General features: G+C 62.1%; 16 protein-coding genes and 2 pseudogenes. 8 read left to right on the forward strand and 10 right to left on the reverse strand.

Features of this window, described 5'->3' with window-relative positions; all coding sequences use genetic code 11:
- A pseudogene (locus ACFQ24_RS07235) lies at positions 1-196 on the reverse strand (IS110 family transposase); the annotation flags it as partial.
- Positions 197-609: 413 nt separating this feature from the next.
- On the opposite strand from ACFQ24_RS07235, the gene ACFQ24_RS07240 reads away from it, so the two are divergent.
- Positions 610-915 carry a type II toxin-antitoxin system RelB/DinJ family antitoxin gene (locus ACFQ24_RS07240; protein ID WP_380910116.1) on the forward strand — a complete coding sequence of 102 codons (306 nt, stop codon included), beginning with the start codon at positions 610-612 and terminating at the stop codon, positions 913-915.
- A complete protein-coding gene (locus tag ACFQ24_RS07245) occupies positions 912-1,217 on the forward strand; it encodes a type II toxin-antitoxin system RelE/ParE family toxin (RefSeq protein WP_380910118.1) in 306 nt (101 codons plus the stop codon). The genes ACFQ24_RS07240 and ACFQ24_RS07245 overlap by 4 nt, the downstream gene beginning before the upstream one ends.
- Positions 1,218-1,348: 131 nt before the next feature.
- On the opposite strand, the gene ACFQ24_RS07250 is transcribed toward ACFQ24_RS07245, so the two are convergent.
- From ACFQ24_RS07250 to ACFQ24_RS07265, 4 genes are read right to left on the reverse strand one after another with little or no spacing between them, the layout of a single operon-like run.
- Entirely contained in the window at positions 1,349-2,083 is a 735-nt protein-coding gene (locus ACFQ24_RS07250) for a YoaK family protein (protein ID WP_380910120.1), read from the reverse strand.
- 7 nt (positions 2,084-2,090) lie between these two features.
- Entirely contained in the window at positions 2,091-2,393 is a 303-nt protein-coding gene (locus tag ACFQ24_RS07255; RefSeq protein WP_429615050.1) for a DUF167 domain-containing protein, read from the reverse strand.
- On the reverse strand, positions 2,393-2,701 hold the full coding sequence (locus ACFQ24_RS07260) for an alkylphosphonate utilization protein (protein ID WP_380910124.1): 309 nt from the start codon (positions 2,699-2,701) through the stop codon (positions 2,393-2,395). Before ACFQ24_RS07260 ends, ACFQ24_RS07255 begins: the two co-directional genes overlap by 1 nt.
- Positions 2,698-2,988 (reverse strand): helix-turn-helix domain-containing protein, encoded by a 291-nt coding sequence (locus ACFQ24_RS07265; RefSeq protein WP_380910126.1) that lies wholly within the window; start codon positions 2,986-2,988, stop codon positions 2,698-2,700. Before ACFQ24_RS07265 ends, ACFQ24_RS07260 begins: the two co-directional genes overlap by 4 nt.
- Positions 2,989-3,149: 161 nt before the next feature.
- On the opposite strand from ACFQ24_RS07265, the gene ACFQ24_RS07270 reads away from it, so the two are divergent.
- From ACFQ24_RS07270 to ACFQ24_RS07290, 5 genes are all read left to right on the forward strand, one after another.
- Positions 3,150-3,368 carry a hypothetical protein gene (locus ACFQ24_RS07270; protein WP_380910128.1) on the forward strand — a complete coding sequence of 73 codons (219 nt, stop codon included), beginning with the start codon at positions 3,150-3,152 and terminating at the stop codon, positions 3,366-3,368.
- The gene (locus tag ACFQ24_RS07275) at positions 3,361-4,089 is read left to right on the forward strand and encodes a fused MFS/spermidine synthase (RefSeq protein ID WP_380910130.1); all 729 of its coding nucleotides are present in this window, start codon (positions 3,361-3,363) and stop codon (positions 4,087-4,089) included. Before ACFQ24_RS07270 ends, ACFQ24_RS07275 begins: the two co-directional genes overlap by 8 nt.
- Positions 4,090-4,669: 580 nt before the next feature.
- Positions 4,670-5,332 carry a UPF0149 family protein gene (locus ACFQ24_RS07280; RefSeq protein WP_380910132.1) on the forward strand — a complete coding sequence of 221 codons (663 nt, stop codon included), beginning with the start codon at positions 4,670-4,672 and terminating at the stop codon, positions 5,330-5,332.
- A gap of 448 nt (positions 5,333-5,780) precedes the next feature.
- Positions 5,781-6,056: an HU family DNA-binding protein gene (locus ACFQ24_RS07285; RefSeq protein ID WP_380910133.1), complete on the forward strand. Its 276-nt coding sequence runs from the start codon at positions 5,781-5,783 to the stop codon at positions 6,054-6,056.
- A 75-nt stretch (positions 6,057-6,131) separates the two neighbouring features.
- On the forward strand, positions 6,132-7,040 hold the full coding sequence (locus tag ACFQ24_RS07290; RefSeq protein WP_380910135.1) for a hypothetical protein: 909 nt from the start codon (positions 6,132-6,134) through the stop codon (positions 7,038-7,040).
- Positions 7,041-7,070: 30 nt separating this feature from the next.
- Here ACFQ24_RS07290 and ACFQ24_RS07295 read toward each other — a convergent pair.
- Together ACFQ24_RS07295 and ACFQ24_RS07300 are read right to left on the reverse strand one after the other, a co-directional pair.
- Positions 7,071-8,037, reverse strand: a pseudogene (locus ACFQ24_RS07295) (nucleotidyl transferase AbiEii/AbiGii toxin family protein).
- Positions 7,982-8,755: a type IV toxin-antitoxin system AbiEi family antitoxin domain-containing protein gene (locus ACFQ24_RS07300; protein WP_380910137.1), complete on the reverse strand. Its 774-nt coding sequence runs from the start codon at positions 8,753-8,755 to the stop codon at positions 7,982-7,984. The pseudogene ACFQ24_RS07295 and the gene ACFQ24_RS07300 overlap by 56 nt, the downstream one beginning before the upstream one ends.
- A 273-nt stretch (positions 8,756-9,028) precedes the next feature.
- Between ACFQ24_RS07300 and ACFQ24_RS07305 the strand changes: the two genes are divergently transcribed.
- Positions 9,029-9,238 carry a hypothetical protein gene (locus ACFQ24_RS07305; RefSeq protein ID WP_380910139.1) on the forward strand — a complete coding sequence of 70 codons (210 nt, stop codon included), beginning with the start codon at positions 9,029-9,031 and terminating at the stop codon, positions 9,236-9,238.
- A gap of 3 nt (positions 9,239-9,241) precedes the next feature.
- Here ACFQ24_RS07305 and ACFQ24_RS07310 read toward each other — a convergent pair whose 3' ends face one another.
- The 3 genes from ACFQ24_RS07310 to ACFQ24_RS07320 form a co-directional block, all read right to left on the reverse strand.
- Positions 9,242-12,052: a conjugal transfer protein TraG N-terminal domain-containing protein gene (locus ACFQ24_RS07310; RefSeq protein WP_380910141.1), complete on the reverse strand. Its 2,811-nt coding sequence runs from the start codon at positions 12,050-12,052 to the stop codon at positions 9,242-9,244.
- 15 nt (positions 12,053-12,067) lie between these two features.
- Positions 12,068-13,468: a conjugal transfer protein TraH gene (locus ACFQ24_RS07315; protein WP_380910178.1), complete on the reverse strand. Its 1,401-nt coding sequence runs from the start codon at positions 13,466-13,468 to the stop codon at positions 12,068-12,070.
- 65 nt (positions 13,469-13,533) lie between these two features.
- Positions 13,534-14,352 carry a conjugal transfer protein TraF gene (locus ACFQ24_RS07320; RefSeq protein WP_380910143.1) on the reverse strand — a complete coding sequence of 273 codons (819 nt, stop codon included), beginning with the start codon at positions 14,350-14,352 and terminating at the stop codon, positions 13,534-13,536.
- Positions 14,353-14,503 lie beyond the last annotated feature (151 nt).

A 14,503-nucleotide genomic window follows, 5' to 3' on the forward strand; every position in this document is an offset into this window, starting at 1 on the left:
GGAGCTGCCGACCCCAGTGATGCGCCGTTCCGCAGGCTTCGATCCCGATCAGAACCGGAGGCAATGCCGCGAAAAACTTCAACATCTGTCCGCGCTTCAATTGCCGGGTCACAACCACCTGACCCGCCGCGTCTACACCATGGACCTGGAACACCGACTTCGCGATATCCAGCCCAATCGTGACAATCTCACTCATCGTCCGTCTCCTCGCTCTTCAGCCGAGGCAGTCTGCCTCAGCCGGTGAGCGGGAGCCATCCACTCCATCGTTTAGCGTACCATCCACGCAATGTCCTCCATTGCTGCAGATCGCCAGCGGGCCAGAATGAAGCTCATCGAAGAGGATATCTGCTGCCTTTCGGACCTCTCCCTTGCCATGCCCCGGGCCACAAGCAAGGGAGCATCGGGGAACCCACCTGTGAAGTGCAGCGTCATATGGCTCGCTATCCGCCCCACGCTTTCGGGACAAACTGGGATTACGAGCTCACACAGTGAGTCTGAAGGACTCAGAGTTCGAGGCGCACGAAACAATGGGCCTCAACATAGTGCATACGGTTTTCCGATAGCAATTGTCATGCGATTGAATTACATTGGGATCGTAGGAGTGACCACATGGCCAATAATGCCTTGATCCAGACCCGAATCGATTCGGACGTGAAGGAGCGCGCCTCCGCTGTGTTCGAGCGGATGGGGCTTACGGTATCGGACGCGGTGCGCATCCTTCTGACCCGCACCGCGCGTGAAGGTGTTGCCCCGATGGAACTGCTGGTAGAGCGGCAAGCCTATGACCAGTGGTTCCGGGCGCGGGTGCAGGAGGCGCTGGACGATGAGCGGCCCGACATTGACGACACAGAAGTTTCAGCGCGCTTCGCCGAGCTTCGCGCTAACGCGCGAAAGGGCATCAAGCCGGTGCAATGAGGATCGTCTGGTCCAATCACGCCGCCACCGACCGTCTGGCGATATTCATCTGGATTGCCGGGGATGACCCTCAATCCGCCGCCGGCGTTGATGACCGAATCGAGGCAGCAGCCCAGCGCCTCAAAGATTTCCCGAACAGCGGCCGACCGGGGCGGATCGAAGGGACACGCGAACTGGTGATCGCACGCACGTCCTATGTGGCGCCTTACCAGATCATCGGCGACACAGTCCGCATCCTTCGTGTGATCCACGGTGCCCGCATGTGGCCACATGACATTCCCCAGGAGTTCGGGACAGAATAGATTGGCGACACAGGCAGCGATGGCGGCAAGCCTCGCGATCTCGCCATCATGATCGACATATCGCTTGCAAAATCATTCACGGCCGATCGCTGCAGTGTCACGCCGTACGAACGCCTGAGCATCGAAGATCACTAGCGCGTGTCGCTTCGCTCTGGCATTTGGAAGGCGCTTGCGATCGAACCCAGCGCTGCGACGGCAAGCAGAAGCCCGGCGAAGGCAAAACTGAGATCGCCCACTAAGCGCCATGCGAGCACCCCCAGGACACCGCCGAGAAGAAAGGACAGCACGGTGCCGATATGGAGGCGCAATCGGGTCACGATCGCATCTCGATCCGAGCTCCGCGCGTTCCCGCGCACCATGTCGATCATCCGTGCGAGCCCGATGCCGATATCGGTCGACATGCCCGAGACGTGCGTCGTGCGAACGCGGGCATCGGAAATATGCGTGACGATGGCGTTTTGCAGCCCCATCAGGAAAGCAAGACCCGCGATGAGCAGCGGCACTCCGGCAGCGCGATCCAGCGCCATTCGCAAGAGGCCAAGCAGTACGAGCATCGCGCCCTCCACCAGGACGACGCGCGCATAGATGCTAACGATGCCGCGCCGCAGGCCGGCGTCGATCACAAGCGTCGAGACCGTGGCGCCAGCGATAAAGGCGACGACGATCGCCAGATAGCCCAGGCCATGCGCCCATCGCCCCATGGCCAGCAGGCTGGACAGGGCCGAGACGTTGCCGGTCATATTGGCCGAGAAGAAGCCGACCTCGTGAAAGGCGGCGGCATTGAGTCCGCCCGCCACCGCAGCCAGCGCAAAGGCAAGCTTGCGGTCGAGACGACTATTACGCGCATCGCCCTGGCGGATCAGCATGGCGCCCTCATCTGCAGGCTGTGCCGATGCGAACGAGCTTCCTTCGTGCGCTGCCGCCGCGCAGGAGTTCAAGCGCCGAGGCCGGCTGGCCCAGCGCTTCGGCGAGAAGCCGCAGCGTCGCCTCGTTAGCCTTGCCGCCCTCAGGCGTTGTCGTTGTCCGCACGATCAGTTCGGATCCGCCAGGGCCGGACGGCAACAGGATCGCATCAGCCGAGGCATTGGGCGTCACCCGGATTGCGAGGCGGCCTTCGCTGTCCGCCAACTCACGAATGGCCGAGGCGGACGGCATGGGGATATTCCGGCGTGCCATCAGCGCTTGCGGACGAACTCGGCGCGCAAGACGAGACCCTTGATGCCGTCGAACTTGCAGTCGATTTCCTGATCATCGCCGGTCAGGCGGATCGATTTGATGAGCGTGCCGCGTTTGAGGGTCTGCCCGGCGCCCTTAACGTCCAGGTCCTTGATGAGCGTCACCTGGTCGCCATCGGCGAGCAGATTGCCGACGGCGTCGCGGACTTGCACCTGCGCCGTCGCGCGTTGCCGCTCGGCCAGTTCAGTGCCGGGCATCCATTCCCCGCTCTCCTCATCATATACATAGTCATCACCACTATCCGTCATCTGCTCATGTCCATTTCCGAGTTTGCCCCCTGCCTGCGGCCGGACGTGCGCAAGCGCACGCCGCGCCCGACACCCAGGCTTGGCGCATGTTCACCGATCAGTTCGATGCCTTCCCGATCCAGCGCCGAGACGACCTTGACCAGGGTCTCCACGACACCGCGCACTTGTCCGTCGGATGTCTCCATCCGCTGGATCGTGGGAAGGGACACGCCGGCCAGTTCCGCCAGTCGCTTCTGGTCGATCCCGAGCAGCGCCCGCGCCGCCCGCATTTGCTGAGAGGTGATCATAGCGCCCCTATGATGTACAAAACATCATAGTTCAACCTTACGAAATTATCATCCATGTGCTAACACGTAACGGTCCTCGATGTTCGGAGCGGGTGTGAGATAGTGATCACCAAGGTTAGGCGCGGGGTGCCTCCTCGTCTCTTACGACAGACGGCCATACGATGAAGGCCGCGAAGCGTTTCACGGCATTTCTCCGGCTGCAGAACATGCTGCTGAACGACTTCGTTCGCGAGGGCTTGGCCAGACAGTCGCTTGGGCGTGACGAAGCCGACAGGCTTTTGCGGCTGGCAGCGCTCAACGCGGCGGAAGCCGCGCGATGGCAGCGCGATCTTTCCCTGCCCGCATCCGGATGCACGGGTCGGAGGGCGTATGATGGATGACGCCAATCGCGCAGACGAAGCGTCGCCGTCTTGCGGAGATGTCGATCTCGCCCAGTTTCACGACCTGCTCTTCGACCTGCGCTTCGAACGTCCCGAGCCAGGGACGAAACTTCAGGGTCGGTTCGATGGCGCCGGAGAGTTGCCGATCTCGCTCGACGCCCCGTTCGGCGCCACGGGACCCATGCTTTTCCGTTTTGGGGATATGCTCTCCCTGCTGTTCGACTGGACGACGGTGCAGAGCGGGATGAAGCTGAGCGATCCTGACCATCTGTTGTTCGACTATACGCGGATGATGATGGGCTTCCGGCTTTTCCGCCCTCAGCCCCGACGCATCGAAATGATCGGCCTTGGCGGCGGGTCGCTTGCCAAGGCCTGCTATCGCTGCCTGCCGGACTGCGACATCACGGTCGTCGAGATCGATCCCGAGGTCATCGCGCTCAGGGATCGATTCCATGTCCCGGCGGACGATCACCGTTTTCGGGTCATCTGCGCCGATGGCGTGGATTTTGTGGCGGCGGCGGGGGGCCGGCCCGATATCCTGTTCCTCGACGGCTTCGACAGTGGCGGCCTTCCAGAGGCACTGAGCGAACGCGCCTTCTATGACAACTGCCGCGACCGACTGGGCGGCGCCGGTCTGCTCGTCGCCAATCTCTGCGACAATTCAATGGCGTTTGCCGTGCTTCACGGCGTATCGCCGCCAGCTTCGAGGGACGGGTTATAGGCGTGCCTGCCGAGCAACGCGGCAACCGCGTGGTGTTCGCTTCCAACGATCCGGCGTTCCCTCCGCCGTGGCCCGCCGTGAAAAAGGCTGCGGCCGGTCTCGATAGCCGCGGCGCTGTCGATTATATGGTCAAGGCGCGACGCGTCGAACCGGCCTTAGAGCGTTGGAAGCGACGCATGGCGCCAGCCTGTTACCGCCATGCTTCACCCACGCCGGATGTTCCGCAATCAGGCCAGGGTCCAACGACAGAATCTGGAATATAACGCTCATCCGGCCACGCCATCGAGGAGCATGACAGTGTGGCGCGAGTGCGACTGCGCGACAGTGTGGTGGAGTATCTCGATAATCAGAGGGAAATCTTCGAGGACGTCCGTGATCTTTCGCTGGCGGATATGCCGGCCCATGCAGCCAGACTCGCGGATATCGTCAAACAACGGGTCCGGATGGCGTGGCCGATCGCTGCAATCCTCGATCGACAAATGCCGCGCGGGCCCGCCGCGCGCTGGCGGGTTGGCCCTGCTGCTCCGCGTAAAAGGCCAAAAGCAGTGACCGCCATCCGTCCCGGAGTTAATCACGGACCATGGAGTCCGAACCCGCTTATCTTGAAACCCTTGACCGCCTGTTGCTCGATCAGCCCGACGCGATGCTGATATCGCAGCTGGACGGGTTCCTGGCGGGAATCGTGGTCAGCCCGGATCTGATCGCACCTGGACGATGGATTCCGCTTATCTGGGCCGGGGACGAGAGCGATGGGGAACCGGAATTCGAGTCCGCAGAAGAACTTCAGGCGTTCCTCAACCTCGTGATGATCCATTACCAATCGATTATCGATTCACTGGGACATCCAGGTGCCTATGGGCCAGTGCTCGAAACCGATACGCGCAGCGGTGAAACCTTATGGGAGATGTGGATCGACGGGTTTGCACAGGCGATGGCTCTCTCGCCGGACGGCTGGGCGCGGATCGAGGCGGATGACGATGCTGCTTGTCATGCAGCCTTGGCTGGGATCCGCATGTTACGGAACTTTGCCAATGGCGACCGCGAACTCGATCGCGCGGAGGAAGACCAATGGGACGCGGAGGCCCCTGATCTTATCCCGATATGGGTGGAGATCTTGCACCAGTGGCGGCTTGAGAATGCTCCCCGTCGCCCCGCGGCGGCACGGCGAACCAAGGTGGGGCGGAATGATCCTTGCCCCTGCGGGTCGGGCCGCAAATACAAGAAATGCTGCGGGGTGCATTGAAGGCTAAAGACCGCCGTCATGGTCAAGCGTGGCCGCCTATTTGGGGCATCGATCGGACATGGAGATCGAGAATCGCCGGCAAACGCAACAAGGCAGCCTCGCGCTCGTCCTCTTTGTCGCAAGAATCGACCGTGTAGGCTCCGCAGGCGAGTTCCTCTGCTGGACGTCGTCGCCGGGATGCCGGGCAAGCTCCTATCCCATGTGGTCAGCACCGACATGGATGCTGATCACGCGACGCTCGGCGACATACGGCTCGGGAACCCGCCAAAGCCGCCGCGTCTCGTCAGGCAGGCCGCCGAAGAGAACGAGGCGTTCGCCCATCGCGTCATGAGATTGTCGCGACGCCCTCGATGCCGGCATTTTCATGCAGAACAGGCACACCGATAGCGCAGTCCTGTTCAGGCAGCTATGCAGGGCCAGACTTCCACTGTGATGAAGGATCATCCGAATGAACAATAGTGAGCTTGCCGAAACCCTTGCCAGCCAGACCGGCACAACCAAAGCGGATGCCCGCAAGGCAGTCGACCTCGTCTTCGCGGCAATCGCGGATGCGGCGGCCAAGGGAGACGAAGTGAGCCTCAACGGGTTTGGGAAGTTCAAAGTGAAGGACGTCCCCGCGCGCGACGGCCGTAACCCGGCCACCCGCGAAACCATCAAGATTCCGGCGTCCAGGAAGCTCACCTTCACTGTGGCGAAAGCCGTCAAGGACAAGCTCAACGGCTAGTCGAGGTTGACGCCTCGAACCCCTGAGGACTGAGGCGTCGCCCCCTTCCCCCCTTGATGGTCGGCCCGGCACCAAATGAGCGATAACGACGAACTGGCTGCGCTCATTCGCGAAACATTCTCGCGCATCTGGCCAAGTGGCGATCCCGACATCGCGAACTATCTGACGCCAATGGTGGCGAGGTTCGCGCAGTCGGATTGCCGCGACCGACATTTCCTCGACGAGTTCGGGAGCGGCGATCTCGGCAAGCTGGCGAGCCGGATCTGGGAATCGATGCTCTATGGACGCTTTCAGGACCTCGGCTGGAACATGGCCAGCGAGGACATGGGCCCCGACTTCATGGTCGATGACCGGATCTATATCGAGGCGGTAGCCGCGCAGCCGGGCGACGCCGCCAAGGGTGGCTTGCCGCAGGAGTGGCAGGATGGCGGCGCCAATGCCGCTGTGATGGTTCCCACCGACCAGATGCTCCTGCGCTGGACGTCTGTCATCAAGGCCAAGCTTGATGGCTATCTCAAATGCCTGGAGCAGGAGGCCGTCGATCCGAAACTCCCCTTCGTGATCGCCGTGAACGCCTGCCGGCTGGGAGGCGATACCCACGGCATTGGGGGCGCCCCGCTCGCAGCCATGGCTGTGCTCCCCTTCGGCAGCCCGCAGGCCCATGTCGACGTGCAGACAGGTCAGCCGCTCGGTGGCTGGCAGCTCTCATGGCAAGACACCGTGCTCAAGGCCACTGGGGAAGAGATTCCCACCGACAGCTTCCTCCAGGAGGACTATCGTTGCGTCAGCGCTATCGTCGGCTGCTCGGGCTTCTACGCCTTTCCCGATGACCGCGACAAATTCTGTGGCCAGCCCCCATATTATGTCATTCACAATCCCCTGGCTGCCAATCCCCTCCCCCAGCCTTGGCTCCCAGGTGCGATCGAATATGTCGTCACTGCACAGGAGGCGAACCACCTTCAATTGGAGCGGGTCCCGTCCTAGGCGTACCCTGTTCGCAATCCTGATGGCTCATCACGAAAGCGCCACTTCCAGCGCTGCCAGACCGGCCTGATGCCTTTTGGGCTGCGTGTCTCTGAACCTATGAATGTTCAGCAATTTGAACTGCGGCGCTGGAAGCTCACGGATCGCGGGCATGGGGAAGCTTTCCCACTCCGGATCCCCGGCCTCGAAGCTGCTGAGAAACCGTCGATCATCGGCATCGAACGAGGCATGAATCGTCTGCACAAGGCGATCGAGCGTTTCGACATGATCGTCGTAGGTGAATGGCTCGAAGGGCATTCCTTCGAACTGAGCCTTGAACGTGGCGCTTTGGTCCTTTCGGCTCGGGCTGATCAGCTCAGCGACCGGGCGCCCGTGGCTTACGAGAGCTGCGACGACACCGTGACGAACCTCGTCAACGAGCCCTTCTGAGTCAAGCAGGCGCTTCACGTCGAACAGATCGCGCGGGTGCTGGCGGTCGAGCGCGGCACAGATCTTCGCCGAAAAGCTCGCCGTGCGAGAGGCATCGACCCTCGACGAATGCCTCAAACCTCTCCTGCACCTGGTCCGAACATGGCAAGTCGCGGAGGGGAAGGAGATGGCCGCGCAGGGTGGGGTTAACCTCCACCTTGATCTGGGTCTTGCCGCGCTGGCAGTTGAGCTTGACCTCCATCCCTTCCTGGCCCTGGCGTGTCTGGGTTACGCGGGTCGGTGGCAGGCGGCGTTCGATGTCCGCCTTGATCCGGGCCAGAGCCTCACTGATCGCGCGAAAGGATTGGGCCCGGTCGTGGATCGGTAGGTAGGTCAGATCGATGTCGACGGAGAGCCGCGGAAGGTCCCATTCGAACAGGTTGATCGCGGTGCCGCCCTTCGGCGCGAAGACAGGCTCGGCCATGACGAGCGGCAGGACGTCCAGCAGGAGCCGGACCTGGTCGCGATATTGCTCAGTTATCACCCGAAACGAGCTCCCTGGGAAGGAGCAGTCGGTATTTCGGGACATAGCGCCCCATTTTCACAAGGCTGCGATCACCCGAACCCAGGTCTATCTGCTCCACCTTCAGATGGCGCATGACGGGGAGATCCACCCTCTCCGCAAGATAGAGGAACAGCCGCCGGACCTTCACCGACGTGCACGCCTCGAGCAGCGATTGCATGAGCTTGGGACGAAGCGACGTCATGCCTTCGACGATGTGGCCGGCCTCGACGAGATCGAATTCCTTGGGCGCAAGGTGCAGCAGCTCCAGGATGGCCCGTTCGGGCGTCGCCGTGGTCAATGGATAGCCTTCCGGGCTTCTCTGCTCGGTGAGGCCGACGTCATTCGGCAGGAGCTTGCTTTGCATATGCCGAACCTCTTCCCCCCAATGCGTCTGGAACCAGGCCGGCAGAACGACATGCAGCGGAGAGAAGAGATAGGCCCGGCTCCCCCCGAAGCGCAGATAGTGGCTGTTCCCCGTCATCTCGAGGGCCGTCAGGGCCCCCACATGGACCGGGAGCTTGAGTTGCGATTGAACGCTGTATAGCGCGCCCTGCCAGGTCACGGTTTCCATGGGGCGTTTGAAAGCACCGCGGCCAAGCGAGACCAGCCACTGCGAGGCAGTGTAGTTCTGCAGATCCTGCGCCGTCAGCCCAAGCGCCTTGAGATGCGGGCTGGTCGCCACGGTGTGCGGCTCCCAAGCGTCAAGCAACGACTTCAATTTATCGGTTCGAGCTACCTTCATGGCATATCTTTGGCATAAATTTCAAGGTTCCTCAATTCCTCGGAATTTCATGGGCTAATATGTGAGAGATATATTTGAGGCATACAATCCAAGACGTCGGACGCCCTCTGTCCCGAGACTATGGCCTCCGAGCGAAGCCCCAGGGTCATGGATCTATAGCGAGGTCACGGCAGTCTATGGCTTTTTCATAAACTCGCCAATCTCCCTATAATCCCCTGCAATCCGTTGCGAACAAAGCTCGAACCGGCTATTCTCCGCTGCTAGGAGATGGCCATGCGCATCCTCAAATTTGATCTCAACACATACAACCAGACTAAAGACCTCCCGGGAGGCCCCGTCTTTGGTGTCGTTGAAGAGGAACTGGCTGACATCGAGATGTTCATCGATCAGCACGGCAATCCTACTCGCGGAGGGATGATCGGCTACGCGCTTGCTTATCTTCTGATGGCCGGCTTCGTTGGAGCGATTTTCTACCTCCTCTAAGCTTTATTCGCGAAGCTTAGGGTCTTGGAAGAACCCACGATCGTGGTCGCGGTTCACTTCCTGCTGCAGATCGGTGGAGCCCTGAACGCGCTGTCCTCGCATTGTCTGCGCAGCAGCCCGATCGCCGCTGAGTTCGGTCTTGCCCGCCTCGATGATCGCGGCGGCGCCCACATCGCCGCCCCCGCCGGGGCCCGCGGGCAGACGCCCAGGTCCATGTGGCCGGTAAGACCCTCTCACGTCTGTCGCACTTGAGATGCTCGGCCGGCTTACGTCGACGAGGTCTGGATCGTGCAGACGGCCTTCGATCTCGGCCCGAATGCCGTCCTGCTTGTCGTGCATCCAGCGCGTGATCATCTCCTGGCGCACGACCCGCTGCTGGTCGGTCAAGTCGGTCGCCCAAAGCTCCGGCGCATCAAGCCCAGGATTCTCGACCTGCTGGCGTCGATACCATTGAGCGAGATCCTGGCTCAGATTTTCGCTGAGTTGCATGCCATGCGTCTCGGCATAGCTGGCGTCGCGCGACAACTGCTGGGAAAGCTCCTCAAGGCGGCGGGCCGTTTCCGAATAGGACTTCGCAAGCGCCAGGGAATCTTCAGTGCTAGCCGATGCCGAAGATGTGGCCGATGCCCGGCTGAAGCTACCGCTGCGCGAATATGTCCCGTCGGACATCGACGCACCGGTTCCGCTTGAATGTTCGTCCCGCACGCCACTTGAGGATGTATTGGCGCTGTCGCTGCCGCGGGTTTCCTCCGTCCCGTAGCGGAGCCCATCGATCTGGCTGCCGGACTTGGATACGCTGCCGCCAATCCCCGGCAGTCTTCCCAACGCTCCGCCGCGACCACCTGCCCGCCCCCCATTTTGGTTGCCGCCGACATTTGCAGTGACCGATCCCATGATCTGATCGTTAGTCTGCGCCTGGCGATCATGGCCCTGAGATATTCGCTGGCCTTGCGAGATCGTATCCCGTTCCTCCTGGCCCTGTGTGCTGCTTCCGGTCCGCCGATCGAATTGATCGACGGAGGTGTTCGCCTGCCGTCCGCTGCTGGAATCCCAACCGGAAGACCGTTCAGTCGAAGTGCCGAAAGCGCTCCGATTGGCGTGCGTGGCGGTGAGAACCTCGGCGGCGGCATTCTCGTAGGCCTGCGCCTGCCGGTGGGCTTCGCTGGCCATCTCGCGCCATTCGGCGACCGATCCCGTCGTCATCGTCGGCGTGAAGCCGAGGCGCGAGATCGCACTGGAGGTGTCGAACACCTCCTGACCATTGCCGAAGCCGCTGATCATCGCGCCATTGTCCTGGCGCCAGCCGATGCTCGGTGCGCCGCCCATATAGCTCGGTGCTGTGGTCCACTGATCGGCCTGGCGCATGTTCGACGTCGAGTTCGCCCAGCTCACATTGCCGTAGGAGTAGTTGCCGGTAGTCTGCTCGAGCGCCGCCGCCTCGGCTGCGTTCTGCGCGGGCGCCAGCATCGACATGGACTGGCCGGCGATCGACATCGCCCCGCGCGCCAGGCCGGCCGCGAGGAAGGGCACGCTCATGAGCATGAAGCCGGCGATCGTCGCGGTCTCGCCGTTGACTGCGCCGATCCCGGCATAGCTGCCGAGCGTCACCCCACCCCCGGCCACACCGTTGGCCGCGGATTCCGCCCTGGTCATGCAGATCATGTGCAGGATGACGTAAAGCGGACCCCATGCCGCCAGATAGAAGAACCCCATGGCATAGCCCTTGAGCGTGCCGACGCCGGTCTGCGGCATGAGGAACAGCGGGAAAATCACAGGAAACATCGCGAAAAAGACGACGGTCAGCACGATGTTCAGGATCGGCACCCAGGCCATCGCCTGCTGCGCGATAGAGTTGTAGGTGTTGCGGGCCTGAATGTCGGCCCTCGTTTGCGCAAAAGTGTCGATTGCCGCAGCGCCAGCCCCGCCGGCCATACTGTTGCGGGCCTGCATGAAGGCGTTGATGGCCGTGTTCTGTCGCATCGTTTCGGTGAAATTGCTCCCCGATCCGGTAAAGGCAGTGTTCGCGATCGGCACGTCGTGCTTGAGCTTGTCAGCAGCCAGGGCGTTGCTCAGCTTGGGATAGACCTCCTTGCCCCACAGTGGGGCGTTGGCCTCGATCATCGGCGCCCATTGCGCGTCAAGAGCCTGATAGGCCTGCCGGCAGGTGACGATGAAGTTCTGGACGGTGCCGTCGCCCTGTCGCTCCAGCCATTCCTGCGACCGCGCCTCCGATCCCGGCCCGATCGCCGCCCACAGGTCGGGCGCCTTGGCGAGGTTGGTGAGCGACTTCTGGTAGAGCATCACGTCGCCGAACACACAGTTCTTGAAGTGGTTCTCGAGATTGGTCGAGAACTCGGCGTCCCTCACCACGAAATTGCGGGTCGCGTCGAACAGGCGCGCGCCATAGACCATGCCATTGCTGGAATAGTTGAGCTCGCTCGGCATGACGAAAACGGTCTCGGCCGTGCGGGTCAGCCAATCACCGACCTGGGTCGTGAAACTGGCGAGAACGCCAAGGCCCATCGGCACATTGTCGATCGTCGATGGCGCCAGACTGGGGTTGATCCGATCGGTCACCTTGATGCTGACCGTCGGCACCATAAGGCACAGGTAGATCGCAGTCGCCTGCAAAAACCAGTTCATCCACGCCTTGAAGTTGAGCGTGAACGCGACGACGAGCAGCGAATAGATGAGGCCCATCACCATCACGACCCGCAGGAGCGAGCGATAGCCCCCTCCCCCGGACCAGGCCGCGACGGCATTGAACACGTTGACGAGATACTCGCCGCCCCCGACTGTGAAGACCTCCAGCATCGCCGCGCTCCCGCCCTAGTTCAGCCCCTGCGCGTTCAGCCCGCGCGAGAAATTGAGCGCGGAGGCCATGCCAGGCGTCATCGAGTTCTGCAGCGTCGATTCCAGCATGATGCTGCGGTTGATGATTTGCATCGTGACCTGCAGCTTGTTGTTCAGACGGACATCCCGCTGGCTGAATTTCGCGCGCGTCGCCGCGATCTGCTGCTTCCACTGGGTAGCGGTCTCCTGGTCGAAGGTCTGGTAGTGGACCTTCGCCTGCTCGACGCGGTCCAACATGTTGTCGAGCATCGCCGAGAGTAGATCGACCGCCACGATTTCCGAGAGGGTCTGAATCTCGCCGTCGGTGAGCGCGTAGTGCGCATAGGCCTGCACAGCGAGAATCTTGTAGATCGGCACCGTGGCGAGATTGAGGAGCTGCTTTTCGGCCGCATCGAGCGGCGTGTCGGAGCGGATCTTGTCGCTCATCGACTTGATCATCGTCGCAATGCGCGGCCGCAGCGCCGAGGATGCAGGGACCGATAGGGTCTGCTCGCCGACGTCGTAGCAATTCTCGTCGTTGCACTTGAGCATCTTGACGGCCGGCGCGTCGGCCGTGCCGTCGAGCAGAGCGGTCACGACGGCCTCCTCGGCCGGGCCAAACATCACCACCTTGCCGCCGACGCTCGGATCGGTAGACGGCGTCGTCACGACCGTGCCCACCAGCGTCATGATATATTCGGAGAAGGACTGGTCGAACGCGCCGAACTTGGCGGACTTCTTGAGCGCCTCCCAGGTGTAATTGTGCGGCTCGCCCACCAGCTGGTCCTTCATCGACGCGTCGGTGTTGCCGGCGATCGTGGAATCGCGCCTGTTGCCGTTGTTGCAGCCCTGACGGGAAGCCGCCCAGTCAGAGAACACGCCCTGACTATTTCCGACCGCCTCGCAGATGGTCGCACGCGTCGTCTCCATCTGCGGCCAAATGCCGCCGACCAGCGCCTGCGCGGTCTCGCAGCTCGAGATGTTCATCTGGTTGAGGAGCTGTGCCTTCTGGCTGAACTCGTCCATGACCTTGCCGATCTCGGGCGACACGGAATCGATGGCGAGCTTGAAGGCGAAGCCGAGCGCATTGTTCGCTGTGGCCTTCAGCATGGCCACGATCTCGGAGGCGTTGATGAACGAGAAGCTGCCCGAAAACAGGTCGATGCCGCCGCAGCCCGCCCGGGCGCTGGGAAGCTGAAGATTGAACGGTTGCACGCTTTTCTGCGGAAAACGCGTCCAGACATTGCCGAGCGAGTAGTAGCCGGCGGATTGTCCCTGGAAGGCCGAAGGGCCGGTGACATTGGCCGCCCCGCCCGCCTCCGAGAAAAAGTTGTTCATCTCGGAGGCGACGTCGGCGCGCGCCACGCCGACAATCGCGAAATTGAGCGCGGCGATCATCGCCATCGAGGCGCCCGCCGAACGGAGGAAGCGGCGCGCACGACTTTTGCCTGGATGATGTGCCATCAGTAATCGCTCCCCAACTTGGTGTTCGTGAGCGTGAAGATGCGATCCATGATCTCATCCGCGCTGAGGATGCCGTAGCCGATCGGAATGGTGCGCCTTGTCGCCGTGTCGAAGAGGACGAGCGCCGGCGTCTCATTGCCAGGCACGCCCATCCGGGCGCGCTGACCGGAATCGACGACGTAGTTCGGAAACTCGCGGCTCGGCCCCCCGTCCATCGACACGGCCATCACCGCCATGCGGTGCCTGTCGGTCACCGAACGGAGGATCGGCGCGAACAGCTCGCACGCGCCGCAGCTCTGAGCGAAGAAATAGAAGAGCCCGTACCGCTGCCCGAGATTGGTGAGCACCGCGTCGCGGTCGGCCTTGCGATTGTCGAGCCACGCCCGCTTGCCGACCGTCGAGACCGGCCTCTGCAGCGTGTAGTCGATGTCAGGGTTCTGCCATAGCGCCCGCTGCCAGACGTCGGAGAAGGTCGACGCCCGGTCTAGCTGCTCGCGCTGGAAGCGGACATAGGCGATGACGTTCTCCTCCGACGGTTCGAGGATCGCCTTCGCCTTCAGTTCGTCGAGATGCCTGGTGATCGCGGTCATGCGGTCTACCGCGCTCTGCTGCGGCGGTGCAGCCGGCGCCTCCCGGGGCGCTGCCTTCGGCCTGTCGCAATAGAACCATTGCCCGAGCTTGCGCTCGCCGCAGTAGAACTCGTCAGGACGGCTCTGCTCGATCGCATCGGATGACGATGGAGCGTCCTGCGCCATGAGCGGCGCCGTCAGGCCAGCACCCAGGGCGACCAGCATCGAAATTCTAGCGATCATCGACATCGCTCGTCGTCCTTTCATCGGATGAGGCAGAATGCGCGGAGGAACGGGTGGAAAGTGCGGTGGCTGGCGCGCCGTTCCAGGCTGCGAGGTGAACGCAGCAATCGGCCACGCTGGCAGGAGGCGTTCCGCAACGATGGAACTGCGCCGCCGC

The sequence above is a fragment of the Sphingobium olei genome (assembly GCF_042678845.1).
GTDB lineage: Bacteria > Pseudomonadota > Alphaproteobacteria > Sphingomonadales > Sphingomonadaceae > Sphingobium > Sphingobium olei.